Here is a 26,999-nt window from a genome sequence, read left to right as displayed (position 1 = left end):
TATGAAATTTGGATCCAACAAACAACAAAATAAAGAACCCAATGTAGGTAAAGTAACCGTTTTATCGTTGGGGTTTGAACTTACAGGAGATATTATTTCTAAAAGTGATATCAGAGCAGATGGTATACTTGTGGGCAGTATTCGGACAGACAAAAAAGTGGTAGTTGGAGAAAAAGCTTCCATAACTGGCGATATCATTGCTGAAGAAATCAGTATCAACGGCGAGGTGGTCGGTGATCTATATATCAAAGGGGACACTACCGTTTATGCCAATGCAAGGGTTTCAGGCAGTATCATTACCAGTGCTGTACACATACATAAAGGAGCTCAAATTAATAGCAGCGTTCAGGTAGTTACACCTAAAGCGGTTGAGGAAGCCTCTGAATCTAGCAAAATCAATTCAGTGAGCAGAGAGGAGCTTTACTCAATGCTAGATGAAAAAGCGGTAGAGAAGAAGGAAGTGCCAGTGAAGCCTATTTCAAAACCGCAGGTAAGGACTTATACAAGTACACCTTCTTCAGGAATGGAGGATGATAATAAGGACCTGCCGAGAACATGGTGATCTAATTAAGGGTTGCAAAAAGGTTTTTGAACTTTGTCAAAAACGAATTGTAAAACTTTAGAACTGAGTATTCACCCCCATCACTCATTATTTCGATTCTATGAAAAAACTAAAAAGGCAACCAATCTGGTTGCCTTTTTAGTTTTTTTGTTTTAGCCAATAAGACTAAAGTCTTGCTAAAAGCGAAGGATTAAAATTATACTTTTTCTGGAGCACCAAATACGCCAATCATATTGAGTAAAACGAAAATAATTACGATAGGACAAATCCATTTAATAAAAAAGATCCAAGCTTTTCTTGGGAAGCCTTCAAATGCAGGTGCTCCAATGGTCAGCTCTGTAGCAAAAACTTTTACATTTTTGACCCATCCTGAATAAACGCTTAACATCAAGCAAATTATCACAATGGCCAAGGTGCCAAAGAAGAAATCCATAAGGTTAAAAAAGCCTATTATATCGTTTCCAAAGAAATCTAGGTGGATAAGGTTGAAGAAATTACCTTTTACTGATGCAAGAGCAGAAGGAATACTTAAAAACATTGCGGCAATTCCCAACGTCCAGGTTGCTTTTTTTCTTGACCATTTTCTTTCGTCTATAAAATAAGCAACTGGTACCTCCAGCATGGAAATACTTGAGGTAAGTGCTGCTACCAATAAAAGTAGAAAGAACAAGCCACCAATGATATTTCCAAATGGCTCAATTTGGTCGAAAACTCTCGGGAGTACATTGAATACTAAAGCTGGTCCTTCATCAGGGCTTACTCCAGGAAGCAATGCAAAGAGTGCTGGGAAGATCATTAAGCCTCCCATGAGGGCTACAGTACTGTCCATTCCTGCTATCCACAAAGAAGACTTTATGATATTATTTCCTTTAGGCAGGTAGGAACCGAAGGTGATCATCAGGCCCCAACCAACAGACAAGCTAAAAAAAGCCTGGCCAAGTGCTGATAAGATTACTTTGCCATTTATTTTACTAAAGTCTGGAGAAAGGTAATATTCAATTCCTTTAGATGCGCCAGGTAATGTTACTGCCCTTGCTGCAATTAGAAGTATTATTAGAAATAAAATGGGCATCAAAAATTTTGCTGCTTTTTCTATTCCTCCTGAAATTCCGCCAAGTACTACGCTGATGGTCAGTAGTATGAAGATCATGCACAGTGGTACCACATATAGTGGCGTCTGGATAAATACCTCAAAGTCTACAGGTAAATTTATCAGTTCGGTGAATATGTATCCGATGGTCCAGCCAGCAATTACAGAGTAGTAACTAAGCACCGCAAAACAGACCACCACACACAAAACTCCTGACGATTGCCAAAACCTATTCCCCCCCGTTTCTTTAATTGCTCCAACTGGGTTTTTTCCAGATTTTCTACCAAGTGCAATTTCATTCAATAGCAATGGTAATCCTATCAAAAGGACACAAATCAAGTAAACAAATACAAAAGCACCACCGCCATTTTGTCCAGTTATGTAGGGGAATCTCCAAATATTACCTAATCCCACTGCTGATCCGCCGGCAGCCATGATAAAACCAAACGATGATCCCCATTGTCCGCGCGAGGGTGTTTTACTAGAGTTTTGCATATTATTGGGTGAGTTGATGGGGGTTCAAAGTGAAAAATGATTACATTTTATAATTAGCTAATTTAATTTGTTTTGCTAAAATTGCAATCCCTTCAGTGAAAGTTTTAGGTTTGAAGCCCAGAATATTTTTTGCTTTGGAAATATTGAGCCCAGTTCTTAAAGGTCGGGCAGCTACCTGTTTGAAAATGCTGGAATCTGTTTTCATTATCCCTTCAGTATTAAGCTCAAAAAAATTGGCCGTCTTGATGGCCATGTCATAAGGGGTTAATAGTTCGTCCCCAGAAATATTAAAAATTCCTGTGGCATTTTTTTCTACTATCAAGAGACAGCCATTGGCTAAATCTTCAGCAAGTGTTGGTGTCCTGAATTGGTCGTCGACTAGGCTAAGTTCTTTCTTCTGTTCCAGTCCTTTTTTGACCCAAAGGATAATGTTAGACCGACTCATGTCATGCGCTATTCCATAAACTAAATTGGTTCTGACAATAGACCAGGAGTATCCATAGTCATGTATTGCAGTTTCAGTATCTATTTTTGTTTTTCCGTAATAATTAATCGGATTTGGCTTGGCCAATTCATCATATGGGCCATTCTTACCATCAAAAATAAAGTCGGTAGAAATAAAAATCAAATGCGATTTTGCGTGTGCACTACCTTTCATGATATTCGCGGTTGCCGTTACATTTTGTTCAAAACAGGCATGCCGATTTACTTCACATCTGTCCACGTCTGTCATTGAAGCTGCGTGAATAACATAATCAGGTTTGTAGACTTTAAATACGTCCATTACTTCTGATAGTTTGGTAATGTCCATTTCTTCATAAACGTACCCACCCCACTCTGTTGGCAATCTACAATCACCTCTACCTGTAGCTATTGCGGTGTATTTTCCTTCTATAAGGATTTCTTTTACGATCTTCTGCCCAAGTAAACCATTTGCTCCTGTGATTAGTATTTTAGGCTTTTCACTTTTGAGGATATTGATATCCATATTCTTTAGCTATTTTCTTTTTTGATATTAACTCTACATTTACTTTCATGTAAACGGGTGTAATAGGCATACTATTTCCAGCTGTCTCCAACGATGCTATCTCCTCTAAAACATCCAGACCTCTTATAACTTTTCCAAAGACAGTATAGGTATCATCCAAATGAGGGGTGCCTCCTGCTGTAGTATAAGCTTGAATCTGATTTATTCTTTTGTCTAATCCCAAATTTAAGTTAAAAAATTCTTCCAGCACTATTTTATTGGAAAGCATTAATGAATTTATGCTGTCATATTCGCCTTTTTGATAAAGGTCGCTGTATTTATCTCGTAACTCAGAATTGCTGTCAAGTTGAAGGTATTTGAAAAATACTTTCTGGAGTTTCTTTATATCAGTCGTTAGTGCTGTTTCATCATATACCTTACCTTCTACGATATAAAACTGGCAACCGCTAGATCTCATTTCAGGGTTGATATTGTCTCCTTGCCTGGCCGCGGCTAAACTACCTTTCTCATGAATCAAGTTTTTATCAAATTCTGCAGGGAGTGTGTACCAGTCTTCTTGGTCCAATTTTTCCTTATTGAAAACATCTCCTCCTTGAATCATAAAATCTTCAATAATTCTATAAAATGAGGTTGAATCATACCTTCCAGCACTCGCCAAGTCTATAAAGTTTTCTTTATGTACTGGCGTTTCATCGTAAAGAATGGCATACATTTTACCATATTTCGTATCGATGGTAATAAGGTAGTCCTTTTCTGTAGCACACGAACTCGCAACCATTATTAAAATTGCGCTTGTAAGTATCCTTATAAATGAATGTTTAGCCATTTAATCTTTGCTTAATTTCTTTCAGTAATTTGTCTCCGCCACGTGATTTAATCTCCTCGGCTAGCCTTTCACCAAGTTGTTCAGCCTCTTCTTCTTTTCCACTATAGGAAGCAAATAATCTTTCTTTACCATCAATCTGCATTAAACCACCCTCAAGTAATAGGGTGTTTCCATCCCATTTGGCCAATGCAAATGCAGGTATGCTACATCCTCCTTCAAGAATCCTTAGAAAACTTCTTTCTGCCTTCAGGCAAGTTGAAGATGCTCTGTGATTGACGGCTGATTTCACGATTGCTTTTAGGTCAGCATCCAAACTTTCATGAATTTCCACTCCTATACTGCCTTGACCTACAGCAGGAGTGAACTCTGTGACAGGGAGCTCTTTTTTAATTAAAGAATCGTACCCCATACGGTGAACACCAGCATAGGCTAAGAGAAGGCCGTCACAAACACCGCTTTCCATTTTCGCTACCCGTGTTTGCAAGTTGCCTCGGATATCAACAGTTTTGACATGTGGATAAAAATACTTTAATGTGGCTATTCTCCTAGTGGCAGAAGTTCCCAGCACTATTGTTTTACTGCTGTCGCTTAAGTCAGGAAAATCAGTTTTATGGCTAATAATGATATCGTTTACTTTTTCTCGCTCCGTAAAGGCGATTACCTCGAATCCTTTAGGAAGGCGCGATGGTAAATCTTTGGCACTATGCACGGCGATGTCTATTTCTCCAGCGGCCAATTTAGTCTCCAACTCTTCCGTAAAAACCCCTTTGCTTCCTATTTTTGAAATGGATACATCCAAAATTTTATCCCCTTTGGTTTCAATTGGGAGAATGGTAGTTTGGATGCCACTTTTGGTTAATAAATTTGCAACGTAATTGGCTTGAAACATAGCCAATTTACTTCCTCTTGTTCCTAATCTAATTGACTTCATTACGAATCCGATTTCCTTTTTGCGTTTCTTTTCTGAACAGAATTTTCTATAAATGAAACGATATTTCCTGCTATGTCTATTCCTGTAGCTTTTTCTATTCCTTCCAAACCAGGAGAGCTATTTACTTCTAATATCAATGGGCCGCGATCTGACTGTAGTAAGTCTACCCCAGCAACAGAAAGGCCAAGTGCTTTGGCGGCATTTAAGGCAGCTGATTTTTCTGCACGGGACAGTTTGATCACCTCTGCTTTACCTCCTCTGTGGAGGTTGGAGCGGAATTCTCCTTCCGCGCCCTGTCTTTTCATGGCTCCTACCACTTTGTTGTTTACTATAAATGCTCTAATATCTGCACCTTTTGCCTCCTTGATAAACTCCTGAACAATAATACGTGCTTTCAATCCATGAAAAGCTTCGATTACTGACTGTCCAGCCTTTCTTGTTTCCGCTAAAACTACACCTAGACCTTGTGTTCCTTCGAGCAATTTTATAATTAATGGAGCGCCTCCTACCATTTCTACAATTTGTTTTTCTCCCCCTTTCGAGAAATTTGTAAATGCCGTTTTAGGCATTCCTAATCCCTCTCTAGATAGAATCTGAAGGGATCGCAACTTGTCTCGACTACGAACAATTGCCTGAGATTCGATTACGGAAAACACACCCATCAATTCAAATTGCCTGACGACCGCCGTTCCGTAAAAAGTCACGGATGCTCCTATTCTTGGGATTATGGCATCGATGCCGGTCAGTTTCTCACCTTTATAGATGATATAAGGGCCAGTTTGCTCAATGACCAAATCACAAGCGGAGTGGTCAATGACCAAGGCTTCATGACCTGCCTCTCGAATGGCCTGCATTAGGCGCTTAGTGGAGTATAACTGTTGATTTCTGGATAATATGGCTATTTTCATTGTCGTTTATTTTTTTTCCTTGGGAGCACGGTTTACCTTTTCAACGTCAACCAAAAATCTGCCCTTAAGAATTTTTCTTCCTATTAATACAGCATTTTTCATTTTGGCACGATCAGAAAGTGTAAACGCCACCTGGAGGTTATTATTCCCTAATATTATGGTGGTGTGTATTAAAAATCTTTTTTCAATTTGACCAAAGGAATTCTTTACTTTCTTTACCTTGTAATTGCTAATGTTTATTTTTTCTCCCGTATAGCCTTTGTCTTCAGGGTCAAGAAGAATTACTTCCAGCATCTTTTTGTCTCCTACTTCCACTTCTTCTGCTGAGGAGACATGGATGGAACAATTGTAAGCGCCCGTATCTACTTTTGCATTGATGGCTTTAATGCCCCATTCTGGAAGATCAATTGTTTCTTTTCTCCCAATAATAATTTTTTCCATGGCTTAAAGTTAAGCTTTACTTGAGTAATAGTGAAGGTGGTTAGGATATTATTGCATTAAGCAGCCTTCATAATTCGAGCCAGATTAAATGCGAGGTCTAAAAATAGAATTTTCGGGTTTGCATTTCTTTCAATATGGTAATGCGCCTCATTCAAGGCCGTATAAATATTAGACAATTTTTCATCAGTCAGAACAGAATTACTGAACTTTACTATAAACTCTCTGTCCTCATCACTTGTTCGCATCAATTCGTTAAGCTGCGCTTTGTTTAATAAAGATTCCCGTATGACATTGATTCCTGTTAATAGTAAGGACCTCTGACCTTCCTTTGTGAAGTTGGTAATTTGGTCTGCAAAATTAACGATTTCCTGTATTTTAACAGAGTAGCAGTTTCTAAGCCAATCTCTAAAGATCAAAGTGTTTTTATCTTCTGTATTTCGGGAAAGCAACATGGCTTCTCTTAAATTGCCATCAGCGAGAGGGGCAATTTGCTGTGCTGCCACAGTTGTCGATAAACCATTTTCTATCAAAAAGTTTTTAATTTCATCATCAGTAAAATTTCTCACGTGAATTTTTTGGGTCCTTGAGAGTATGGTAGTCAGCAGGCTTTCCGGATGTTGAGTTACCATGAGGAACAAGGTTTTGGCAGGTGGCTCTTCCAATATTTTCAAGAGTGCATTAGCTGCCGAAGGGTGCATGGTTTCAGGAGCCCATATTAACATCATCTTATACCCGCCTTCGAAAGATTTCAAAGAGAGGGTTTTGACAATCTGTTTGGCGGTGCCTTTGGTAATGCTCAATGGTTTGTTAATTGCCAGATGAGAATTCCAATCTTGAAGATTTCCATAAGGGTTCTTTAGTCCAAAAGACCTCCAAGAGGAGAGAAGGTCTGTCGTTTCTTCGTCTTCTTTTTTCTTCGCCGCGGGCAGAGGCATGGCAAAATTCAGATCTGGATGGACTAATTTTTCCATTTTTAGGCATGAGGGGCATTTCCCGCATGCATCCTCAGCTCCTGGATCAGCGCAATTGATATAGGTAGCCATGGCCAATACTAAAGGAAGGTTGGGACTTCCTTCTTTTCCATGGAACAATAATGCATGTGCCAAATGATCGTTTTGTATCGCCTTTATAAGTTTGACTTTCGTTTCCTCTAGTCCTGGTATTTCTGAAAAAAGCATGTATTTTTTTATTTAAAATTCTTTGTCCCAAATTCTGTAAGGCCTGGTGACTTCAAATACTTTTTGCAAAATTGCCCTTTCATTTTCGTTAAACTCTTTTCCTTTCAAGTCCATTACTCTTTGTGCAGTTTCTTCGAATTTCATGAGCTTGAAGGTGCTGAATCCGGCTGCTCCTCCTCCCCATGCAAATGAGGAAACGAATTTTCTGGGAAACCCCTCTCCAAATACATTGGACCCAACACCAATTACGGTACCTGTATTAAGTGTGGTGCCTATTCCCAATTTTGTGTGGTCTGCTACCATTGAGCCGCAAAACTGTAGGCCAGTGTCTCCAAATCCCCCTTTGGTATAATCCCATATTTTAACAGGCATAAGGTTGTTCTTCATGTTGGAAACAACAGCATTCGCACCAAAATTACACCATTCTCCTACTACACTGTTGCCAATATAGCCATCATGGGATTTATTACTGTACCCGAAAAAAACGGTATTGGAAACCTCACCACCTACCTTACAACCAGGACCAACGGTTGTGTTTTCACGGATTTTGGCACCCATGCTGATGATGCTGTCATCACATAAGGCAAACGGTCCTCTAATCATGGATCCTTCCGAAACCTCAGTGTTCTTGCCAATATATATGGGACCATTAGTAGCGTTTAGTATAGACGCACGGACTTTGGCTCCTTTTTCTATAAAAATTCCAGGTTCATTGTACATGTGGGTATGGGGGTCATCCGTTCCCCAAGACACCCTTCGTTTTGTTATAATGTTAAAGTCTTTCCTGATTTCATCACCATTCCACTGAAATATCTGCCATGTTTTGCTCAGTAGTTTTATTTCCGGATCATAATCAATCCGCTTTTTATCGGGCAAATGATCACTGTGAAACTGCTCGGGACTGTCAAAAAATGCGGCCAATAAAGTGTCTTGATGCCAAAGAGCCTCATTTCCCTTGAGTTCATTAATTGCGTTAACCAAGTCCTCATCCGGACACAAGGCACCATTAATGTACAGCGCTTTAACAGCAAGAGGGGGAAATTTGGCCTGCAGGTAATGCTGCGTCAAAAAACCCAGGTCTTTAGCGTGTAGGAGGGATTGCCATTTTTCACTGATTTTAAAAATGCCAATCCTGATTTCCGATACAGGGCGGGTAAATGTAAAAGGCAAGAGATTTCCTCTGCTCTTGGGGTCATCAAATAAAACAATGTTGTCCATATTACAAAAATAAAAAAGTCTATCAGAAATATGCTTCTGATAGACTTTATCTCAAAGAATAATATGAAAAACTTACTTTTTCTTATATCTTCTATTAAATTTCTCAACCCTACCAGCAGTATCCAAAAGCATTTTCTTGCCAGTATAGAATGGATGTGAAGCAGAGCTAACCTCTACCTTTACCAATGGATAATCTTCGCCATTTTCCCAAGTGATACTATCCTCGGTTTCAATGGTAGATTTGGTCATAAACTTATAATCACTGGAAGTGTCTAAAAAAACTACGTCTCTGTAATTAGGATGGATTTCTTTTTTCATTGTATAGCCTGTTATTTTTATCCTCTTCAAATTGAGGCACAAATTTACCCCTTTTTATAATTTTCTCCAAAATATTCTCTTTCAAATATAAAATACTTCGTTAATTTTATGCCAGAATCAGCCAAATCAGTCAATAGACTAGTTTTCAGTAGGATCTTCAAGAGACTATTTTTCAGAAAATTGAGGCTAATCAGTATAAAATACGGTTTTTATGAGGTATTTTTTTCCCTTTTTCGCGTTTTTGATTTTCTTACTTTCAAATGTTCAGGCACAAAGTCCTTTGTTACCATTCAATAGGGATTATTATAATCTTTTGGAAAGGTACGAAATAAAAAACGGTGCTTTTAATGAGTTTTTCCACACAGGAACTAAGCCTTATCAAAGGGACAATGTGGCTAGATTTCTTGAAAAGTACAATGAAGAAGCTACCAACCTTAGCAGGGAAGATGCCTTTAATCTCAACTTCCTACTACAAGACAACTGGGAATACACAACCGATTCTTTGGCGTTTTCTAAACGCCCATTGGGAAAGCACATTTATAAAAGGCCCTCGGACTTTTATTATTATAGAGATGAGGTTTTTGATGTGCATGTTAACCCTGTTTTATATTTTCAAGGCGGATTGGAGTCTGGGGTTGACAGGGTTTCATTTAGAAATACCCGGGGGATTGCCATTCATGGAAGCATTGATAGGAAAATCGGTTTCCACTCTACATTAGCTACTACCGATCTGGTGTTCCCTACTTGGGTGGATGGTTATGTGAAACGCCATGGAGCTATTCCAGGGCAGGGCTTTTGGAAACGATATGGCGATGACGGGTATAACTTTTTCTCTGCCAGAGGACATTTTTCCTTAGAAGCTACCAAACATATTCATGTGCAAATGGGACATGATAGCCATTTTATAGGGGAAGGCCTAAAGTCATTTGTCCTCTCAGATTTTTCTAACCCTTTTTTATTCCTGAGAATTAATACAAAGATTGGGAAAGTTGATTTTACGAATTTATGGGGCCAAATGACCGCTGATATCATAACCTCTAGGGGCGTTCCAACGGATGGGAGATATCCTCAGAAGTGGTTTTCATTTCATAGACTTGGGGTCAATTTTGGTGAAAAAATAAACGTTGGCATTTTTGAATCTGTGATGGCGAGCAAAGCGGATTGGAATTATTTTAACCCAATAATTTTTTATAGGTGGGTAGAGCATCAATTGGGCACTCCTGATAAGGTAATGCTTGGAACGGATGTCAAATGGCATCCGGCTAAGGGTATGCAGGTTTATGGCCAGTTTGTTCTTGATGAGTTTGTCTTTGATGAGTTTTTTAGCATTTCTGGAGAGGGTTCAAGTCGAAACAAACATGGGGTGCAACTGGGCTATAAATATATAGATGTAGCAGGTGTTGACAATCTTGATTTACAATTGGAATACAATCAGGCAAGACCATTTACTTTTCAAGAGAAGTTTGATTATCAGTCCTACACCAACTACCGTATTCCCCTGACTCATCCAAGAGGAGCCAACTTCAGGGAAGCTTTGGCAGTGCTGGCATTTCAACCCCTGCCACGATTAACCTTGCGTGGGACTTTTATGTACCAGATGTATGGTACTGACCCTACCGAAACTGATAACTTCGGTGGTGACCCATTAAAAAGCAGACTGCAAACCAGCACAGGCTTATATGGTAATTATATAGGTCAAGGAATTAAAAACCAGGTAAAAATGGCTACTTTCCATGCACAGTTCATGTTGCGACAAAATTTATTCCTTGATTTGTCTCAAACCTTGAGGCGAGACTACGCTGATGGAGAGTTGTCTTCAAAAACTTCCTATGGACAATTGGCATTAAGGCTAAATATGGGGCGATTTGATCAACATTTTTAACTCCAATTTTCTTAAATCCCGATTCCTCCTGTTAAAAAATAGTAAATTGCGCACTTGATCGGGCTATTTGGCAACTTTCAATTGGCTTTTCTATGCTGAAGCCCTCAAATAGGATAGGAGAGTCAATTTTGAAAGGAGCTCACAAGCCTGAAAATGTTTGTTGCCTGTTTCGTTCAGGCATTAAAAGCCTAGAGATAGCACGTATCAGGTTCAATCCGGTTGGATGAATAATTGAAACGTATAAATAGCTGTTTTTCACCTTGCTTAATTAGTTAATTTATGAATACATATTTGAGAATCTTAGCCTATGCGCGCCCCTATAGGAGGTATTTTCCTCTTTATATATCCTATGCGTTATTGGCTATTGTTTTTGGGCTGTTGAATTTTACTCTTTTAAAACCACTCTTTGATGTGATTTTTGAGCAGGTGGGAAAGGATGAGTTACTGGTTTATGCAAACAAGCCGGAGTTTTCCTTTAGCGTGAATTATTTCATGCATTTGTTTAACTATTATTTCCTTGAGATAGCCAATGTTTATGGCAGGTTCGGGACCTTGGTATACGTATGTATTATCATCGTAATATCAGTCTTCCTAAGTAATTTATTTGCCTACCTCTCTGGGGTGGTTTTAGCCAAAGTTCGGGCAGATATTATACAGGGAATGCGCGTGCATATATTTAAGGCAGTTAGTAATATGCATCTCGGTTATTTCTCTGATGAACGAAAAGGCGATTTGATTAGCAAAATGACCAATGATATTCAGGAAGTTGAAAACAGTATTGTACAGTCTTTAAGAGTGATTTTCAAGGAGCCTGTGACGATTATACTCTACTTCGCTGTATTGTTTTTCATGTCCTATGAACTTACCTTATTTACAATATTATTGATACCTATATCAGGCGCCATCATTGGTTATATCACCAAGAAGCTGAGGAAAAAAGCAGAGCAAAGTCAGGAGTCTTTAGGAAGAATAGTGAATATTTTGGATGAAACCATCGGGGGCATGCGTGTGGTAAAGGCTTTTGGAGCAAGGAATTTTGTACAAAATAAATTCGAAGCTGAGACCGGATACTACGCTAGAGTGAATGTGTCCATGGCTAGGAAAAATGAACTGGCATCACCAATTAGTCAGTTTTTGGGCGTTTCAGTAGTTGCCGGGATTTTACTTTATGGTGGTAATTTAGTGCTTAACAATACTTCGGCGCTCAGTGCGAGTGAGTTTATTGCCTATATTATACTATTTACCCAAGTGTTAAACCCAGCAAAGGAGATTTCCAGAGCACTAAGTAGTATACAGCGAGGCTTGGCATCTGCCAGACGGATCTTTGATGTAGTAGATACAAAACCTAAGATAGTAGATTCACCAGATGCTAAAGAATTAAAAGCGTTTGCAAATTCTGTGGTTTTTGAAAACGTTGGTTTTGCCTACCAGGAAACATCGGTGCTTAATAATATTAATTTCGTATTAAAAAAAGGGCGAACAATTGCTTTAGTAGGCCCCTCGGGTGGAGGGAAGTCTACTCTAGCAGATCTATTGCCCAGGTTTTATGATCCGACCGAAGGTGTGATAAAAATAGATGGGGTGCCACTTAGTACCTACAAGATTCCAGGTGTCAGAAAATTAATGGGAATAGTAACCCAAGAATCCATTCTTTTTAATGATTCTGTATTCAATAATATCGCTTTTGGGATGGAAAATATATCCTTGGAGAAAGTACAAGAAGCAGCTAAAATTGCCAATGCCCATGATTTCATCATGGAACTTGAAAATGCTTATGAGACAAATATTGGCGAAAGAGGTGGTAAGTTATCAGGGGGGCAAAGACAACGTTTAAGTATCGCCAGAGCGGTACTGAAAAACCCTGAGATATTAATTTTAGACGAAGCCACTTCTGCTTTGGATTCTGCCTCTGAGCGTTTGGTACAAGATGCCTTGGCAAATTTGATGAAGAACAGAACCTCCTTGGTCATTGCCCATCGATTGAGTACCATCCAACATGCGGATGAAATTTTGGTGATAGAGAGTGGATGTATAGTGGAAAGGGGTACTCATGAAGAATTGATCCAAAAAGGTGGATTGTATAATAAACTTTCCCAAATGCAGTCTGTTTAGTATATTGTGTAAAGAAATCCTTTTAGAACGCGTTATGAAAAAAATCAACAGTGTATTTCAGCTTTTAACAGCTTTGTTTTTCGGTATAGGTTTGGTTTATTTTCTCACTTATGAGAAAATGTGGGGAGGTACTCCGATGACAGGAGAGGTAGTCTCCTGGTTATTGGCCGGTTTGGTGATCTATCTTATTACTTGGGGAACGGACTGGGGGTATACCAACAGCCTTAATAGTCGAATTAAGAAAATTGAATTGGAAAAAAAGGACCTTAAAGCTTTGGTATTTGATCTTGAAAGAGGAGAAAAAATCGGCCAAACAGAAAAGAAACCCGAGGGAGTTAAAGATGATATTGAGCCCTCATCTATCAAACCAAGAGAGAATTTCAAGTAGAAGGTTTGTTTTAAGGCTTGGAATGAATTTTCAATTTTCATCATAAACTTTCAAGAATGGTAGCCAAAACTTTTGGTAGTGCAGTCTCAGGAGTAGATGCCAAGTTGATCACCATTGAGGTAAATGTAGGTCAGGGGACAAGTTTTTTTATGGTTGGTCTTCCTGATAGTGCTGTAAAAGAGAGTCAACAAAGGGTAGAATCTTCCCTTAAGTATTATGGCTACCGGATGCCTCGGCAAAAAGTTGTGATAAATTTGGCTCCTGCCGACATAAAAAAAGAGGGCTCTTCTTATGATCTTCCTATAGCCATAGGTATCATGCAAGCCTCGGAGCAAGTCGTCTTTCCAGCACTGGAGAAATACCTGATCATGGGTGAACTTGCCTTAGATGGTAAGTTAAGGAGAATCAAAGGAGTACTTCCTATTGCCATTGAGGCTAGGAAGAAGGGCTTCAAAGGCTTTATCCTCCCTAAGGAAAATGCAAAGGAAGCATCCATTGTAAATAATATTGACGTCATACCCGTGGAAACACTTCAAGAAGCCATTCACTTCCTCGAAGGAAAAGAAGTGATTGAGCCAATGGTGACGGATACAAGAACCCTTTTTTATGACTCCATAGAAGAGAGTGCTTTTGACTTTGCAGATGTACAAGGCCAGGAGAATATTAAAAGAGCCATGGAGATAGCGGCCGCAGGCGGCCACAATGTGATCATGATAGGTCCTCCAGGAGCAGGTAAAACCATGCTTGCCAAAAGATTGCCTTCAATATTGCCTCCGATGAGTCTCCAGGAAGCATTAGAAACTACCAAAATTCACTCTGTAGCAGGGAAACTTGGTGCCAGTTCATCATTGATCGCCCAACGTCCTTTTAGGTCTCCACATCATACCATCAGCGACGTGGCCTTGGTAGGAGGTGGAGGGAACCCACAGCCAGGGGAAATTTCTCTTTCGCACAATGGTGTTTTGTTTTTGGATGAACTCCCTGAGTTTAAACGAACAGTTCTTGAAGTAATGCGACAGCCACTTGAAGAAAGAAAAGTGACAATATCGAGGGCAAGGGTCACAGTAGATTTCCCTGCAAATTTCATGTTGATTGCCAGTATGAATCCTTGTCCTTGTGGTTATTATAATCATCCAGATAAAGAGTGTGTATGCGGCCCCGGGGTAGTTCAGAAGTACCTTAATAAAGTAAGTGGGCCCTTATTGGATAGAATTGACCTTCATGTGGAGGTGACTCCAGTGAATTTTGATGAGATGACCTCGGACAGGAAATCCGAATCCAGTAAATCCATCCGGCAAAGGGTGACGAGTGCCAGGGAGTTTCAGCAAGCAAGGTTTGCTGATAGTCCGGAGGTTCATTGCAATGCGATGATGCCTTCGCATATGGTAAAGGAAGTGGTGAAGATTAATCAAGCTGGCAAAACCTTGCTCAAAACAGCAATGGACCGGCTAGGTCTTTCCGCAAGGGCTTATGACCGAATATTAAAGGTTTCAAGAACCATTGCAGACCTTTCTTTATCAGATGAAATAAAAGTGGAACACCTGGCAGAAGCCATCCAATACCGGAGTCTCGATAGAGATGGATGGGCGGGTTAAATTCCAAAAGGTTTTGACTACCCAGGTATAGATAAAGAAATCAATTAGGTTTTGCTTATATTTGCCTGATCATCTGAGGAATAATTTGAAAAGGTGGTATTGAAAAGTGTCAAAATAATTGAGTTGATTTTATGTGGACTAAGGAAACGAAAATTCAAGAAGAAATGCAGATGGCAAATTCTACTTCGGTATTTGCTCCTGGATTAACGATTAAAGGAGATATAGAGGCGGTAAGTGATATCAGAATAGAAGGGGATGTATGTGGCGATGTAACAACCCCCAAAAAAATAATTATAGGCATTTCAGGTAAAGTAAAAGGAGATATAAAAGCTTCTGAAATTTGTGTGATGGGCGAAGTTACGGGCGACCTTTTTATTGAAGGGTTGGCTAGGTTTACCTCTGAAGCCAAAATGCGGGGTAAAGTTTACTCCGAAAAAATTGAAATAGAATCCGGTGCAGACATGGAAGTGCTTCTGACAAAATATGAGAAGTATTTAAGTCAATTAAAGGAGAAGAAAACTTCAATTCATGCTTCAAATCCCCTTATTTCTCAAAGGCTATTTGATAAGTCACTGGCCAAAATGGAAGAATAATATTACCTCCTAGAAAGTAGCTTTGAATGCCTGATCAAGGTCTGCTATCAGGTCATCACAGTTTTCAATACCTACAGACATTCTTATCAATTGATCCGGAATGCTTGAGTCGTTTGCTTGAACTTTAGACCTTCTTTCTATCAAGCTCTCTACCCCTCCAAGACTAGTAGCATCACTAAAATACTTTAATTTTCCAATCAAACTGTCAGCTTCATCAGCATTTCCTTTGATTAGGAAAGACAACATGGCTCCGAAATCTGACATCTGATTTCTGGCCGTCTCAAAACCTTTATGGCTTGGTAGGCCCGGATAAAAAACTTTTTCTACTTCCTGCTTCCCGTCCAAAAATACAGCGATTTTCTTAGCGTTAGCGCTGTGTGCCCTCATGCGATAAGGCAATGTCTTAATGCTTCGTGTCAATAAGTAGCAGTCCATTGGAGAAGGGACCGCCCCAGCTAATTTTTGGACATTTTTAATGCTTTCCCAAAAAACATTTTTCTCTTTAGATACCAATATTCCTCCTAGAATGTCACTGTGCCCACTGATGTATTTGGTACTGCTGTGCATGACTAAATGTGCTCCTAATGCAAGTGCTTGTTGGAAAATAGGGGTGGCAAAGGTGCTGTCACATGCTATGATAAGATTATTTTCTTTGCCAATTGAGGCCAGAGATCTAATGTCTGAAATCTTAAGCAGTGGGTTTGATGGTGTCTCTATCCATAGAAGTTTAGTGTTAGATTTTATTGCTTGTATGACTTTTTCCGACTGGGTTAGGTCAATGAAGTCTACCTCAATTTTTCCAGCATATACGGTTTGAAGTAACATTTTCATCCCATGATACATGTCATCAGGTGCGATGATGTGAGATCCGGCAGGCAGTGCTTGAAAAACAGCATTTCCTGCTGCATTTCCTGATGAAAATGCAGCAGCATCAGCCCCCCCCTCGAGTGTTGACATCACTGCTTCCAGAGATTTTCTGTTGGGGTTTTCCAGTCTTGTGTAAAGCATGCTGTCTTCCTGATGCTTAAAAGTGGTAGACAAAGTAATGGGTTGGATAACCGGTTTTAATTGGTCAGTTACTACATTTCCACCATGTACGGCAATAGTTTCAATTTTCATATTGGCCCTGGTATTGCGTTTTACTTTACTTGTTACCTCCCACAGCGGGTATATTAGCTCATCGGATTCTATCTACCGAGCGAATTAGCATCTCATCTTTTTTGATAAACCTATTGGCTACCAAATTCAATATCAAACCAAATACTATGCTGTAAAAGCCTATTAAAAATGCCCCTCCTACAGCGGGATTGAAGTTTTCATTGGCTTTATAGCTTGTATAGACAGCCGCACCCAATGTTAGCCCCATCAAAAGGGCATTGATCATATTAAGGAGCAATTGTTTTTTTCTATTTTTATATTGTAACAGGCTGAAAATAGCGATTGCGGCCGCCAATAGTGCCAATATTCCGATATAAATATTTCCGGTTTCAGAAATGATGTTTTCCTCTGGGATATCTTTCACGGTGGTATACCAAGCTGTCATTTCCATAGATTGGGTTTGCATGGGGTCTACTTGTACCCATATAGGTGCCACGGTGGAGGTAACCATTGCGATGGCTACCAATAGCAGAAATACACTTTGAACTCTTTGAATCATATTTTAATCTTTTGACAAAGAAAATGGGTTATTTGAATTTTCGCAAGGAATATTCAAAATCGAACTTGAAATTAGGGTATATTTTTATCTTTGCAGTTGAAATGAATGAATCTCTCCGCTATTTCGTAGAACTTTCTTATGATGGCAGCAACTATCATGGCTGGCAAAAACAATCAAATGCTAATTCTGTTCAGGAAGAATTGGAAAGCGCTTTGTCTACCCTATTTCGCCAACCTATTGGCGTAATGGGGAGTGGGCGTACGGATGCCGGTGTGCATGCTTTGCAACAATTTGCCCATTTTGATTTAGACATAGAATTCACAAGTGAATATTTTCTCAAAAGAATAAATGGCTTATTGCCCCCAGATATTGCTATTTTCGATGTTTTTCAGGTGAATGAAAAAGCTCATGCTAGATTTAATGCCACCTTTCGTAGGTATGAGTACCACATTACTTTTAGAAAAGACCCTTTTATGACAGGAAAAGCCTGGCATTGTTATTATGATTTGGACCTTGAAGCCATGTCTAAGGCAGCTTTATTACTCCTTGGCAAACAGGATTTTGAGTGCTTTAGTAGGAGGAAAACGAATGTTAAAACATTTATTTGTGAAATTAATCATGCTTATTGGGAACAAACAAGTAACGGTTTGGTCTTTCATATACAGGCCAACCGGTTCTTAAGAGGAATGGTGAGGGCAATAGTAGGAACTCTGATCAAAGTAGGCAGAGGGCACCTTGACAGTGCTGGGGTCACAGAAATAATCGTCAATAAAGATCGGAACTTAGCAGGGATTTCTGCCCCTCCTCAAGGTTTGTTTCTGAGTAAGGTGAATTATACAGACCAAATAAATAAGTAAACTTTAAGCATATTGGGACTTGACAAAGAAAATGTAAAAAGTGGTGATATAATTGACACCAAAGTTTTAAAAAAGCTTTACAGTTTTGTAACGCCTTATAAACAAAGGTTCTATATTTTGGTATCACTTACGCTTCTATTAGCAGTATTGGCTCCCACTCGGCCTTTGTTGATCCAAATGGCCATTGATGATTACGTTACGCTCGGTGACGCTCCTGGTCTATTAAAGATGATGTACTTGCTAATAGGTTTATTGGTATTACATGCATTAGTTCAATTTGGTCACACGTATCTATCTGGATGGATAGGTCAGGTTATCATCCGGGACATTAGGGTGAAGTTATACAAGCATTTGCTGAAAATGCGCTTAAAATATTTCGATAATACGCCTATAGGGAGGTTGGTGACCAGAAATATTTCTGATGTAGAAACCCTTTCAGATGTCTTTAGTCAGGGACTGGCTGAGATTATTGGCGATTTGTTGCAATTGGTTGCTATTTTAGCTGTGATGTTCTGGGTAGATTGGAAACTTACTCTTGTAAGTTTATGTACGCTGCCGCTACTTATTATTTCCACGTATATTTTTAAAGAAAAAGTAAAAGTTTCCTTTAATGATGTAAGAAACGCTGTTTCCAACCTCAATTCTTTCTTGCAGGAGCACATTACAGGAATGAATATTATTCAAGTATTCAATAGGGAACAGCGGGAATACCAAAAATTTCAGTCCATCAATAAGGAACATAGGAAGGCGCATCTTAAGTCTGTTATGTACTATTCTATTTACTACCCGGTATCTGAAATAATTCAGGCAATGGGTATCGGTATGGTGGTTTGGTATGGAGCCACTGGTGTTTTTGATATGGAAATCAAAGTTGGGGTACTTATATCATTTATAATGTACTTGCAGTTGTTTTTTAGACCTATAAGAATGATTGCTGATAGATTTAATACCCTTCAGATGGGAGTGGTAAGTTCATCTAGGATTTTCAGTATTCTTGAAAACAATGATCAAATTCCCGATGAAGGAAATATTTGGCCTGAGCGCGTAAAAGGGGATATTGCATTTGATAAAGTTTGGTTTGCCTATAATGAGGAAGAGTGGGTGTTAAAGGACATTTGCTTTGAGGTCAAACATGGAACAACTGTAGCGCTTGTTGGTGCTACAGGGGCGGGCAAATCATCTGTCATAAACCTCATCAGTAGGTTTTATGACATTAATAAAGGATCTATAACCATTGATGGAAGTCCTGTAAAAGATTATGATTTAGCAACCTTGCGCAAACATGTTGGTGTAGTTCTACAGGATGTGTTTTTGTTTTCAGATACTATTTTTCATAATATAACGCTGGGTAATCCCGACATCACAAAGGAACAAGTGCTATATGCGGCAGAACTAGTAGGAGCGAGAAGATTTATTGAGCGACTCCCTGGTGGATTGGAGTATGATGTGAAGGAAAGAGGAGGGACTTTATCTGTAGGCCAACGCCAATTGATCTCTTTTGTAAGGGCAATGGTGTATAATCCAGAGATTATTATCTTGGACGAAGCCACTTCATCTGTGGATACTGAGACAGAAGAACTGATTCAGGGAGCTATCGAGAAAATGATGCAAGGTAGAACTTCGATTATCATTGCCCACAGATTGTCTACAATCCAGAAGGCGGATAAAATTATTGTATTGAATAAAGGGGAGATAGTTGAGCAAGGCACGCACGATGTTTTGTTAAAGAAAGAAGGTTACTATTCCCAGTTACATCAAATGCAATTAAAATCTGCTGTCGTAGATTGATCCTGAAACCATAAGATTTCTTCTCACCTTTCTTTCGTAAAAAACGCTTATATGATGAGATGTGATTAGAAGGTTTGAAAAGCCAAGATTTGAAAACGTAATTTTTCACAAGCTGAACTTTGCCTTGTTGTTTAACTCAATTTGCAATAGGTCTGAGGCTCATATGATTTGGTCAATTGTTTCAAATCCTTTTGTTTAAAACAGGCTAAAATGTAACTTAATTCATTGTATCAGCGTTTGTATGACATCGTTAAAAATAAGATTTCGCAATAGCATTTGTAGTCCTTCCTGGCTTTTCTCGTTAAACTGTCCATATGAATAGTTTGGCTACCGCTTGTTTAGGTTTACAGTAATTCAAAATTAGTTAATGGACATGAAATACGCATTATCATTACTTTTAATATTGTTTTCATTTGCTTCCTATGCGCAACAACATCAATTGGGAATTAGAATGGGGGATCCTTATGGTATTACCTATAAAACACCTGTAAAAGACAAGTTTTCGTTTGAAGCTATCTTGGGAAGAGGAAGTCAGAACAGTAGTCAATATTATAGAAGGACTTTTGAAAACAATAGGCCTGTAAGTTCCGCCCGTTATTTTGGGCATCAGGTATCTGGTGCATTTTCCCTTCATGCCCGTGGGATATATGAGGAGTCTTTTAGCGATGATTTTAATATTTCGGAAGGGGATCTCACTGTGTACGCCGGTTTGGGATTACAGTTTCGATCGGTTAATATAGATTACTTTTATACCACACCAAATGCATCACCCAATACACCTGAAGTGATAGAAAGTCGCACCAATATGGATTTCGGTCCTGAAGTTTTCCTGGGAACGGCCTATTATTTTAAGGATCTGCCAATAAGTATTTTTTTAGAAGTGGGTTTTATGACTGAAATTGTAGATAGACTTCATCTAAAAGCTCAGGGTGCCATAGGTGCCAGGTATTTATTTGGGAATTAATAATGAAAAGAAAAATTATTTTACCATTTTTAGGTGCCTCAGTGCTTGCACTTATTTCAGTTTATTTTTATTTGGGAGGTTTTAACCCCATTGAGTTAAAGCTGAATAATTGTTCCGATTTGAATTTAGTAGGCTTGGATTATTTAGGTATTCCTCAAGACGAAACTATAGGCGAATATTTTCGAGAAGTAGAGGCAGCGAGAAAAAACAAGCCTTTGCATACCATTTACTATATAGAACCTGAGGGAAAAAGAGATTCCCTACATGTTTTTATTGGGTATGAGTCAGGCGTGGTGGATCAAAAAGGATCAATCCCATGGACGCAGCTATCGGTGAAATGTCAAAAAGTGATTGTTGCTTCATTAAAAATGAGTCGTTTTGTTATGCCTGGGCCGGAAAAAACGAAGAAGGCTATTGAAGCGTTTGCTCAAGAAAATGGATTATCTGTTACTGGAATTTTTATTGATAAAATAATATCGAGTAATCATGTGGAGGTTTGGGCACCTGTTGATTTTTCCATAGAATAAAAGATTTGGTATGGTTTTGGTTTCATAAAAAAAAATAGCATTTAAATTAATAATTATGAACAGATACAGTCGTTTATTAAGCATGAAGTTAGTATTGGTTCTTACAGCAGCCTCTTTTATGTGGAGCTGTGAAGGTCCTGTAGGACCAGTAGGACCTACTGGTGCCGATGGGACATACATCGTTGGGGAAGTTTTTGAAATAGAGGGAGATTTTAATCAATCTGGAAATTTTGGAATTAGTGGAGAATATGGGTTTGACATACTGGAATCTAACAAAGTGCTGATTTACAGGTTGGCAGAGGTTAACCAAGATAATTATGATGTGTGGAGATTAATGCCTCAGGTAGTATTTCATGACAATGGAATATTTACTTATGATTTTGATTTCACTTTATATGATTATGCCATATTCCTGAATGGTAATTTCAATCTAAATACGTTGGAGTCAGGTTATACAGACAGTCAAGTTTTTAGGATATTAATTTTACCAGCTGATCGAATAGACCTGAGAATGGATTATTCAGATCATAATGCAGTTTTGGAGATGTTGGGTGTAGAAGAAAAGGATATCCAACGAAAGCGATTGAATTAAAATCAGTTGAAATTCATTGTTAACTTATTCAAACAGTTTACTTTTAAGTAGGCTGTTTTTTTTATGTTTTGTTGTAATTAGGGATTTTACACATTATCTTTCATAAAATGCATGGTGTAATTTATAAGAAAAATAAAATTTTATGAGAAAAATTGTATACCTATTTGCTATGGTAGCCATAATGGTTTTACCTGCATGTGAAGGTCCTGCAGGACCAGAAGGACCTCCTGGTGTTGCAGGAGTTGATGGAGAGGACGGAGAACCTGGACTTTCATTATTAAATTTAGTTGTTGAGGCTGAGGTTGACTTCACTGAAGAGAATAATTTTTCTGCAGGGTTTGACTTTGAAATTGGAGATGCTGACAACCTGCTTGTATTCATGCTATGGAACGTTATCGAGGATAAACCACTTTGGAGACCACTTCCAAATACTGTTTTTTTAGCTGATGGAATTACTTTAAGTTATAACTACCAATATACCGCAGATTTTTTCAGTGTATTTATGACTGCAAATACCAATTTGACTGAGATTCCGGAAGATTGGACATTAAATCACTATCTAAGAATCGTTTATTTGCCTGGTGATTTCTTACAAAGCAATGCTAAAATAGACCTGAACGATTATGAGGCAGTTACAAGCGCTTTAGGGGTGAGTGAAGCGGATGTTTTAAAACTGGATTAAGGAATTCTAACATTAATAGTTTTATAGAAGTTAAGGCCATTTCTGCGTTTTCAGGAATGGCCTTCATTGTTTAAGTCAGGTTTTTCTTTTTTGTGGTAAGTTGGATTATATTTGCGGTATGCAAATAAAGAATGATTTACTTTTACGGGTCATCAAGGGAGAGAAAGTAGAAAGAACTCCAGTATGGCTAATGCGTCAGGCAGGACGTATATTACCAGAATACAGAGCTGTTAGAGAAAGTGTAAGTGGTTTTATTGAGTTGGCACAAACGCCTGAATTGGCGGCTGAGGTTACCATCCAACCCGTGGATCTTTTAGGAGTAGATGCAGCAATTATTTTCTCAGATATTCTGGTTGTTCCCGAAGCCATGGGATTGCCATATGAAATGATCGAGAAGAAGGGGCCATGGTTTCCTGATACCATTGGATCTGCAAAGGATTTAAAACGTTTGCAAATAGCAGATCCAGCTGAATCTTTAAACTACGTATTGGAAGCCATCAGACTGACTAAAAAAGGGTTAAATGGCAGAGTTCCTTTAATAGGGTTTGCAGGTGCTCCTTGGACTATTTTCGCTTATATGGTAGAAGGATCAGGAAGCAAGACCTTCTCCAAAGCAAGGGCAATGCTGTATCAAAATCCAGTCCTGGCACATCAATTATTAGAAATGATTACTCAAACCACAATCAAATACTTGAAAGCTCAAGTGCAAGCAGGAGCGAACGTGATTCAGGTATTTGATAGTTGGGCTGGTGTTTTGCCTCCATATCAATACCGTGAGTTTTCCATGAAATATATTAGACGTATTTGTGAGGCCATTACAGAAGCTCCGGTGACTGTGTTTGCTAAAGGTGCTTATTTTGCAATGGAAGATATAAAAGACCTCCCATGTGAGGTAGTTGGACTTGATTGGAATATGGACATTGCTACTGTTAGCAAACAGTTGAATGGAGAGAAGACTTTGCAAGGTAATCTTGACCCGGCTGCTTTATATGCTGCGGATGAGGTCTTGGTTGCACAAACCAACAAGATGCTTGATCAATTCGAGGGGAATAGGCATATAGCCAATTTGGGTCATGGCGTATATCCAGATATTTCTCCAGATAAAGTGAGGCTATTTATTCAAACAGTAAAAGATTATAAGAAGGCAAAAGATAGGGAATAAAGTGCAATAGCAATACCTTTTCAAAAAAATAAGGTTCGCCGGATTAAATTCCTTGGCGGACCTTTTTTGTTGTTTAATAGCCTAACTGTCTGATTATAAATCTGTCAAAATATTTGTTAATTTCGTTTTTGCTGAATATATTTGCTTTATTGTATTTTAAATACAGTAAAACGAGTTATAGTTTTTATATAGGTGATTCACAGTTCATTATAATGGAGAGATTTTTACAAAAAAGCGATGAGCCTGAATTTTTATCAAATAGACTCAGCGGTTATATTACTCCTGAGGGTAAAATCTTTCTAAGTGATAATTTTAATTTAATGGTTAAGAGGGGATTTGATATGATCATTTCTTTACTGTTTATTGTTCTTGTAATGCCTTGGCTGTTTCCATTAATTGCGATTCTAATTAGACTTGACTCTAAAGGCCCTATTATTTATAAGCAGTTGAGACATGGTAGGGGGAATAAAACTTTTAGGTGTTACAAATTCAGGACAATGATTAAAAATCTTGAATCAGACACCAAACAAGCTTCAAGAAATGACAAGAGAGTTACAAGGGTTGGTAAATTTTTAAGAAAATCTAGTTTGGATGAAATTCCTCAGTTTTTCAATGTGTTGTTAGGCAACATGTCAGTAATAGGGCCAAGGCCTCACGCTGTACCGATGAATTACATGTTTTCTACAAACATTAATAATTATATGTTTAGGCATTCAGTAAAGCCAGGTATTTCAGGGCTAGCCCAAATTAGAGGTTTTAGGGGAGAGATATTGAGCTTTCATGATATCTATGGTCGGATTAAGTTAGATCACTTTTATGTCAAAAATTGGTCTTTAGCCTTAGATTTCAAAATACTTTTCTTGACAGCAGGTGCTATTTTTAGTAAGGATGGAGCTGGCTACTAATTTGTAGCTAGCTAAATATTGATTTTATACTGATACAATTTTACAAAGGTGTCAAATAAGTTTATGACTTATTTTTCTTCAATACCCCAATTCACAAATTCACGCGTTTTTTTAAATCAAATTAAAGTTATGGGCCTGTCAAAATACTTTTAGAGTCACAAAAATGAATTTTAAATACAAAAAAAAGACTTTTAATTAATTTTTTTCTCTCAAATCCTTGCATTGTGAAAAATGCTTTATATATTTGTAAAAATGTATTTCAGATATACATAAATGTTTTTTAGATAGGTAATAAGTTTTTGGAGAGGATTCGTAAAGATTGTTAGAGATGGAAAATGTTTTAGTAGACCAAAAATTTGGTCGAACCCTAGAAGAGGAAAATTTTGTTAATGATCAGCAGGCAAGAGAAATCAACATTCTGTATGGTCAAAACGATAATTACAGTAAAAATTTATTAAAAAGGATTTTTGATTTAGCCTTTTCTTTTTTTACACTGGTTTTTGTATTGTCATGGTTATTTCCAATCATTGCTATTTTGATTAAATTGGATTCAAATGGCAGTGTGTTTTTTAAGCAATTGAGACACGGCAAAAACAATCAGTTGTTCTATTGTTATAAATTCAGAACAATGGTCAAAAATAAGGATGCGGATATCAAGCAGGCTACCGTTAATGATTCAAGGATTACTCGAGTTGGTAAAATCTTAAGAAAGTCTAGTCTTGATGAATTGCCTCAGATTTTCAATGTAATATTGGGGGATATGTCAATTGTAGGTCCAAGACCTCAGGCAGTACCCATGAATTTAGAATTTGCAAAAGAAATCGATAATTTCATGGCTCGTCATCAGGTAAAACCTGGTATCACTGGACTTGCTCAAAGCAAAGGTTTTAGAGGTGAGATTTCTAGTTTTCATGAATTACATTCTAGGTTCAGATTGGATTACTTTTATGTAGGAAAATGGTGTCTTATATTTGATATTAAAATTATTATTGATACAGCAGTTTCATTGATGACCAAGAGCGATAAAGCATATTAAGTTCTTTTTAATGGCAGCATAAGGAAATGACAGCTTCAGTCCTAAACTGTTTTTATCAATTGAGTTAGCAGTTTTAAGTACAATAACAGATTTAAATTGTAAGTTTTTTTAAGGGATATTTAATATTCAATCATAAAAGGTGAGGCTTTCACCTCAAGCAGATAAAATGCATTTATTTGGGTTTTATCTGATTATAAATTGATTGTATCTCGAAAAACATAACAATTGATGAACTTAAAAGGGTAGATATTTGATGTTTTTTTAAAGCTTCAAGTAGGTGTTTGGTACATTGCAACCAGATTTTATTCAATTAAATTTATTCATCTCAGTTCTTATTGTTCTGATAATTAAGTAACTTGCGCGGTGTTTAAGGAAATATCGAACTATTATAACTTTTTACTTTTTCCCCAAAAAAATCATTCAGCAGGTTAAATCTATTAAACAGTTTTATTTAAAATGAAAAACAATAATTTATTCTCTAGTTTGGCTTTTATTCTACTCTTCTCAGGGTTGTTTGGATGTGCGAAAAGAAACCTTGTGTATTTTAGTGATATAGAGTCAGGTAGCAGTTACACTACTGATATTAGTCAAGTAGAAGAACCAATTATCCAATCAGGTGATTTAATAAAAATCGTTGTTAGTACACAAAGTCCAGAATCAAATTTACTTTTTAATTCAGGGGTAATATCTAATGATTCTCAGAATAGAATGATGAACCAAGAATTGCCTACAAATGAAGGGTATCTGGTGGATAAAAATGGACAAATCAATTTCCCTGTTGTTGGTAAAATTGATATTGCAGGCTTCACAAGAGAAGAGGCCGGTAATAAAATGACAGAAATACTTGAAGAGTATGTAAAGGATCCAATTATCAATATTCAATATTTGAATTTTAAAATCACCGTGATTGGGGAAGTTGCCAACCCAAATACTTTTACGCTCTCAACTGATAGAATCAGTATCCTGGAAGCCTTAGGTCTTGCAGGAGACATGACGCAATATGGCAAAAGAGAGAATGTGTTGCTGATTCGTGACCAAAATGGTACAAGGAAAGCGATAAGATTAAACTTAAATGACAAGGCAATTTTAAATTCACCCTATTTTATGTTGCAACAAAACGATGTTTTGTATGTAGAGCCTGACAAAATTAAGTCTGTTCAGGCCAGTACTAACCAGCGATCGCTGACAGTTTTGAGTATTTTAGTTTCATTCGGCGTTTCATTGATGTTCAATTTGCGTTATATTTTTAACGAGTAATATGATTTGAACAAAGCTTGGATGAGCTTTTTTTAATAGAATAATTA

Annotated in this window: 27 protein-coding genes; 16 read left to right on the top strand and 11 right to left on the bottom strand. The window is 37.9% G+C overall.

From position 1 onward, the window contains the following. Position 1: 1 nt before the first annotated feature. Positions 2 to 562: a polymer-forming cytoskeletal protein gene (locus AAC073_RS08250; protein WP_339923380.1), complete on the top strand. Its 561-nt coding sequence runs from the start codon at positions 2 to 4 to the stop codon at positions 560 to 562. 196 nt (positions 563 to 758) lie between these two features. Here the strand turns inward: AAC073_RS08250 and AAC073_RS08245 are convergent, their stop codons facing one another. From AAC073_RS08245 to AAC073_RS08205, 9 genes are all read right to left on the bottom strand, one after another. After that, positions 759 to 2,147, bottom strand: a complete 1,389-nt coding sequence (locus AAC073_RS08245) for a sodium-dependent transporter (protein WP_339923379.1) — start codon at positions 2,145 to 2,147, stop codon at positions 759 to 761. A 40-nt stretch (positions 2,148 to 2,187) separates the two neighbouring features. Beyond that, positions 2,188 to 3,135 carry an SDR family oxidoreductase gene (locus tag AAC073_RS08240; RefSeq protein ID WP_339923378.1) on the bottom strand — a complete coding sequence of 316 codons (948 nt, stop codon included), beginning with the start codon at positions 3,133 to 3,135 and terminating at the stop codon, positions 2,188 to 2,190. Then, positions 3,110 to 3,961: a peptidylprolyl isomerase gene (locus AAC073_RS08235; RefSeq protein ID WP_339923377.1), complete on the bottom strand. Its 852-nt coding sequence runs from the start codon at positions 3,959 to 3,961 to the stop codon at positions 3,110 to 3,112. The genes AAC073_RS08240 and AAC073_RS08235 overlap by 26 nt, the downstream gene beginning before the upstream one ends. Further along, positions 3,954 to 4,892 carry a hydroxymethylbilane synthase gene (gene hemC / locus AAC073_RS08230; RefSeq protein ID WP_339923376.1) on the bottom strand — a complete coding sequence of 313 codons (939 nt, stop codon included), beginning with the start codon at positions 4,890 to 4,892 and terminating at the stop codon, positions 3,954 to 3,956. The genes AAC073_RS08235 and hemC overlap by 8 nt, the downstream gene beginning before the upstream one ends. Then, positions 4,892 to 5,800 carry a 30S ribosomal protein S6--L-glutamate ligase gene (gene rimK / locus AAC073_RS08225; RefSeq protein WP_339923375.1) on the bottom strand — a complete coding sequence of 303 codons (909 nt, stop codon included), beginning with the start codon at positions 5,798 to 5,800 and terminating at the stop codon, positions 4,892 to 4,894. The genes hemC and rimK overlap by 1 nt, the downstream gene beginning before the upstream one ends. Before the next feature lie 6 nt (positions 5,801 to 5,806). Next, a complete protein-coding gene (locus AAC073_RS08220) occupies positions 5,807 to 6,241 on the bottom strand; it encodes a RimK/LysX family protein (RefSeq protein ID WP_339923374.1) in 435 nt (144 codons plus the stop codon). Between the two features lie 56 nt (positions 6,242 to 6,297). Next, entirely contained in the window at positions 6,298 to 7,419 is a 1,122-nt protein-coding gene (locus tag AAC073_RS08215) for a hypothetical protein (RefSeq protein WP_339923373.1), read from the bottom strand. A 12-nt stretch (positions 7,420 to 7,431) separates the two neighbouring features. Further along, positions 7,432 to 8,637: a putative sugar nucleotidyl transferase gene (locus tag AAC073_RS08210; RefSeq protein WP_339923372.1), complete on the bottom strand. Its 1,206-nt coding sequence runs from the start codon at positions 8,635 to 8,637 to the stop codon at positions 7,432 to 7,434. A gap of 72 nt (positions 8,638 to 8,709) precedes the next feature. Then, the gene (locus tag AAC073_RS08205; protein WP_020894084.1) at positions 8,710 to 8,955 is read right to left on the bottom strand and encodes a type B 50S ribosomal protein L31; all 246 of its coding nucleotides are present in this window, start codon (positions 8,953 to 8,955) and stop codon (positions 8,710 to 8,712) included. A 211-nt stretch (positions 8,956 to 9,166) separates the two neighbouring features. On the opposite strand from AAC073_RS08205, the gene AAC073_RS08200 reads away from it, so the two are divergent. The 5 genes from AAC073_RS08200 to AAC073_RS08180 all read left to right on the top strand — a co-directional run bounded on the left by AAC073_RS08200 (position 9,167) and on the right by AAC073_RS08180 (position 15,525). Continuing rightward, positions 9,167 to 10,837 (top strand): hypothetical protein, encoded by a 1,671-nt coding sequence (locus AAC073_RS08200; RefSeq protein ID WP_339923371.1) that lies wholly within the window; start codon positions 9,167 to 9,169, stop codon positions 10,835 to 10,837. 279 nt (positions 10,838 to 11,116) lie between these two features. Beyond that, on the top strand, positions 11,117 to 12,949 hold the full coding sequence (locus AAC073_RS08195) for an ABC transporter ATP-binding protein (RefSeq protein WP_339923370.1): 1,833 nt from the start codon (positions 11,117 to 11,119) through the stop codon (positions 12,947 to 12,949). Positions 12,950 to 12,983: 34 nt separating this feature from the next. Then, positions 12,984 to 13,337, top strand: coding sequence for a hypothetical protein (locus tag AAC073_RS08190; protein ID WP_339923369.1), 354 nt, complete (start codon positions 12,984 to 12,986; stop codon positions 13,335 to 13,337). 56 nt (positions 13,338 to 13,393) lie between these two features. Next, positions 13,394 to 14,932 carry a YifB family Mg chelatase-like AAA ATPase gene (locus AAC073_RS08185; RefSeq protein ID WP_339923368.1) on the top strand — a complete coding sequence of 513 codons (1,539 nt, stop codon included), beginning with the start codon at positions 13,394 to 13,396 and terminating at the stop codon, positions 14,930 to 14,932. Positions 14,933 to 15,063: 131 nt separating this feature from the next. Further along, the gene (locus tag AAC073_RS08180; protein WP_339923367.1) at positions 15,064 to 15,525 is read left to right on the top strand and encodes a polymer-forming cytoskeletal protein; all 462 of its coding nucleotides are present in this window, start codon (positions 15,064 to 15,066) and stop codon (positions 15,523 to 15,525) included. Between the two features lie 9 nt (positions 15,526 to 15,534). Here AAC073_RS08180 and AAC073_RS08175 read toward each other — a convergent pair whose 3' ends face one another. Both AAC073_RS08175 and AAC073_RS08170 read right to left on the bottom strand, forming a co-directional pair. Continuing rightward, positions 15,535 to 16,644 carry an aminotransferase class I/II-fold pyridoxal phosphate-dependent enzyme gene (locus AAC073_RS08175; RefSeq protein ID WP_339923366.1) on the bottom strand — a complete coding sequence of 370 codons (1,110 nt, stop codon included), beginning with the start codon at positions 16,642 to 16,644 and terminating at the stop codon, positions 15,535 to 15,537. A 58-nt stretch (positions 16,645 to 16,702) separates the two neighbouring features. Further along, positions 16,703 to 17,182: a DUF4293 domain-containing protein gene (locus AAC073_RS08170; protein WP_339923365.1), complete on the bottom strand. Its 480-nt coding sequence runs from the start codon at positions 17,180 to 17,182 to the stop codon at positions 16,703 to 16,705. A 101-nt stretch (positions 17,183 to 17,283) separates the two neighbouring features. On the opposite strand from AAC073_RS08170, the gene truA reads away from it, so the two are divergent. From truA to AAC073_RS08120, 10 genes are all read left to right on the top strand, one after another. Beyond that, positions 17,284 to 18,039 (top strand): tRNA pseudouridine(38-40) synthase TruA, encoded by a 756-nt coding sequence (gene truA / locus AAC073_RS08165; RefSeq protein ID WP_339923364.1) that lies wholly within the window; start codon positions 17,284 to 17,286, stop codon positions 18,037 to 18,039. A gap of 12 nt (positions 18,040 to 18,051) precedes the next feature. After that, positions 18,052 to 19,827 carry an ABC transporter ATP-binding protein gene (locus AAC073_RS08160; RefSeq protein ID WP_339923363.1) on the top strand — a complete coding sequence of 592 codons (1,776 nt, stop codon included), beginning with the start codon at positions 18,052 to 18,054 and terminating at the stop codon, positions 19,825 to 19,827. Between the two features lie 373 nt (positions 19,828 to 20,200). Further along, positions 20,201 to 20,791 carry a hypothetical protein gene (locus AAC073_RS08155; protein ID WP_339923362.1) on the top strand — a complete coding sequence of 197 codons (591 nt, stop codon included), beginning with the start codon at positions 20,201 to 20,203 and terminating at the stop codon, positions 20,789 to 20,791. 2 nt (positions 20,792 to 20,793) lie between these two features. Continuing rightward, complete coding sequence (locus AAC073_RS08150; RefSeq protein ID WP_339923361.1) at positions 20,794 to 21,318, top strand: hypothetical protein; 525 nt, start codon at positions 20,794 to 20,796, stop codon at positions 21,316 to 21,318. Between the two features lie 55 nt (positions 21,319 to 21,373). Continuing rightward, complete coding sequence (locus AAC073_RS08145; protein WP_339923360.1) at positions 21,374 to 21,910, top strand: hypothetical protein; 537 nt, start codon at positions 21,374 to 21,376, stop codon at positions 21,908 to 21,910. A 142-nt stretch (positions 21,911 to 22,052) separates the two neighbouring features. Then, on the top strand, positions 22,053 to 22,592 hold the full coding sequence (locus tag AAC073_RS08140) for a hypothetical protein (protein WP_339923359.1): 540 nt from the start codon (positions 22,053 to 22,055) through the stop codon (positions 22,590 to 22,592). Positions 22,593 to 22,710: 118 nt separating this feature from the next. Continuing rightward, a complete protein-coding gene (gene hemE / locus AAC073_RS08135; protein WP_339923358.1) occupies positions 22,711 to 23,754 on the top strand; it encodes a uroporphyrinogen decarboxylase in 1,044 nt (347 codons plus the stop codon). Positions 23,755 to 23,966: 212 nt separating this feature from the next. Continuing rightward, complete coding sequence (locus AAC073_RS08130) at positions 23,967 to 24,659, top strand: sugar transferase (protein WP_339923357.1); 693 nt, start codon at positions 23,967 to 23,969, stop codon at positions 24,657 to 24,659. A 328-nt stretch (positions 24,660 to 24,987) separates the two neighbouring features. Then, entirely contained in the window at positions 24,988 to 25,695 is a 708-nt protein-coding gene (locus tag AAC073_RS08125; protein WP_339923356.1) for a sugar transferase, read from the top strand. 456 nt (positions 25,696 to 26,151) lie between these two features. After that, entirely contained in the window at positions 26,152 to 26,952 is an 801-nt protein-coding gene (locus AAC073_RS08120; protein ID WP_339923355.1) for a polysaccharide biosynthesis/export family protein, read from the top strand. The last annotated feature ends 47 nt before the right edge of the window (positions 26,953 to 26,999 follow it).

It is taken from the genome of uncultured Cyclobacterium sp. (assembly GCF_963977555.1).
Classification (GTDB): Bacteria; Bacteroidota; Bacteroidia; order Cytophagales; family Cyclobacteriaceae; genus Cyclobacterium.
Note: the sequence above shows the minus strand (reverse complement) of the source record. Positions and strands in the feature narration are given on the sequence as shown.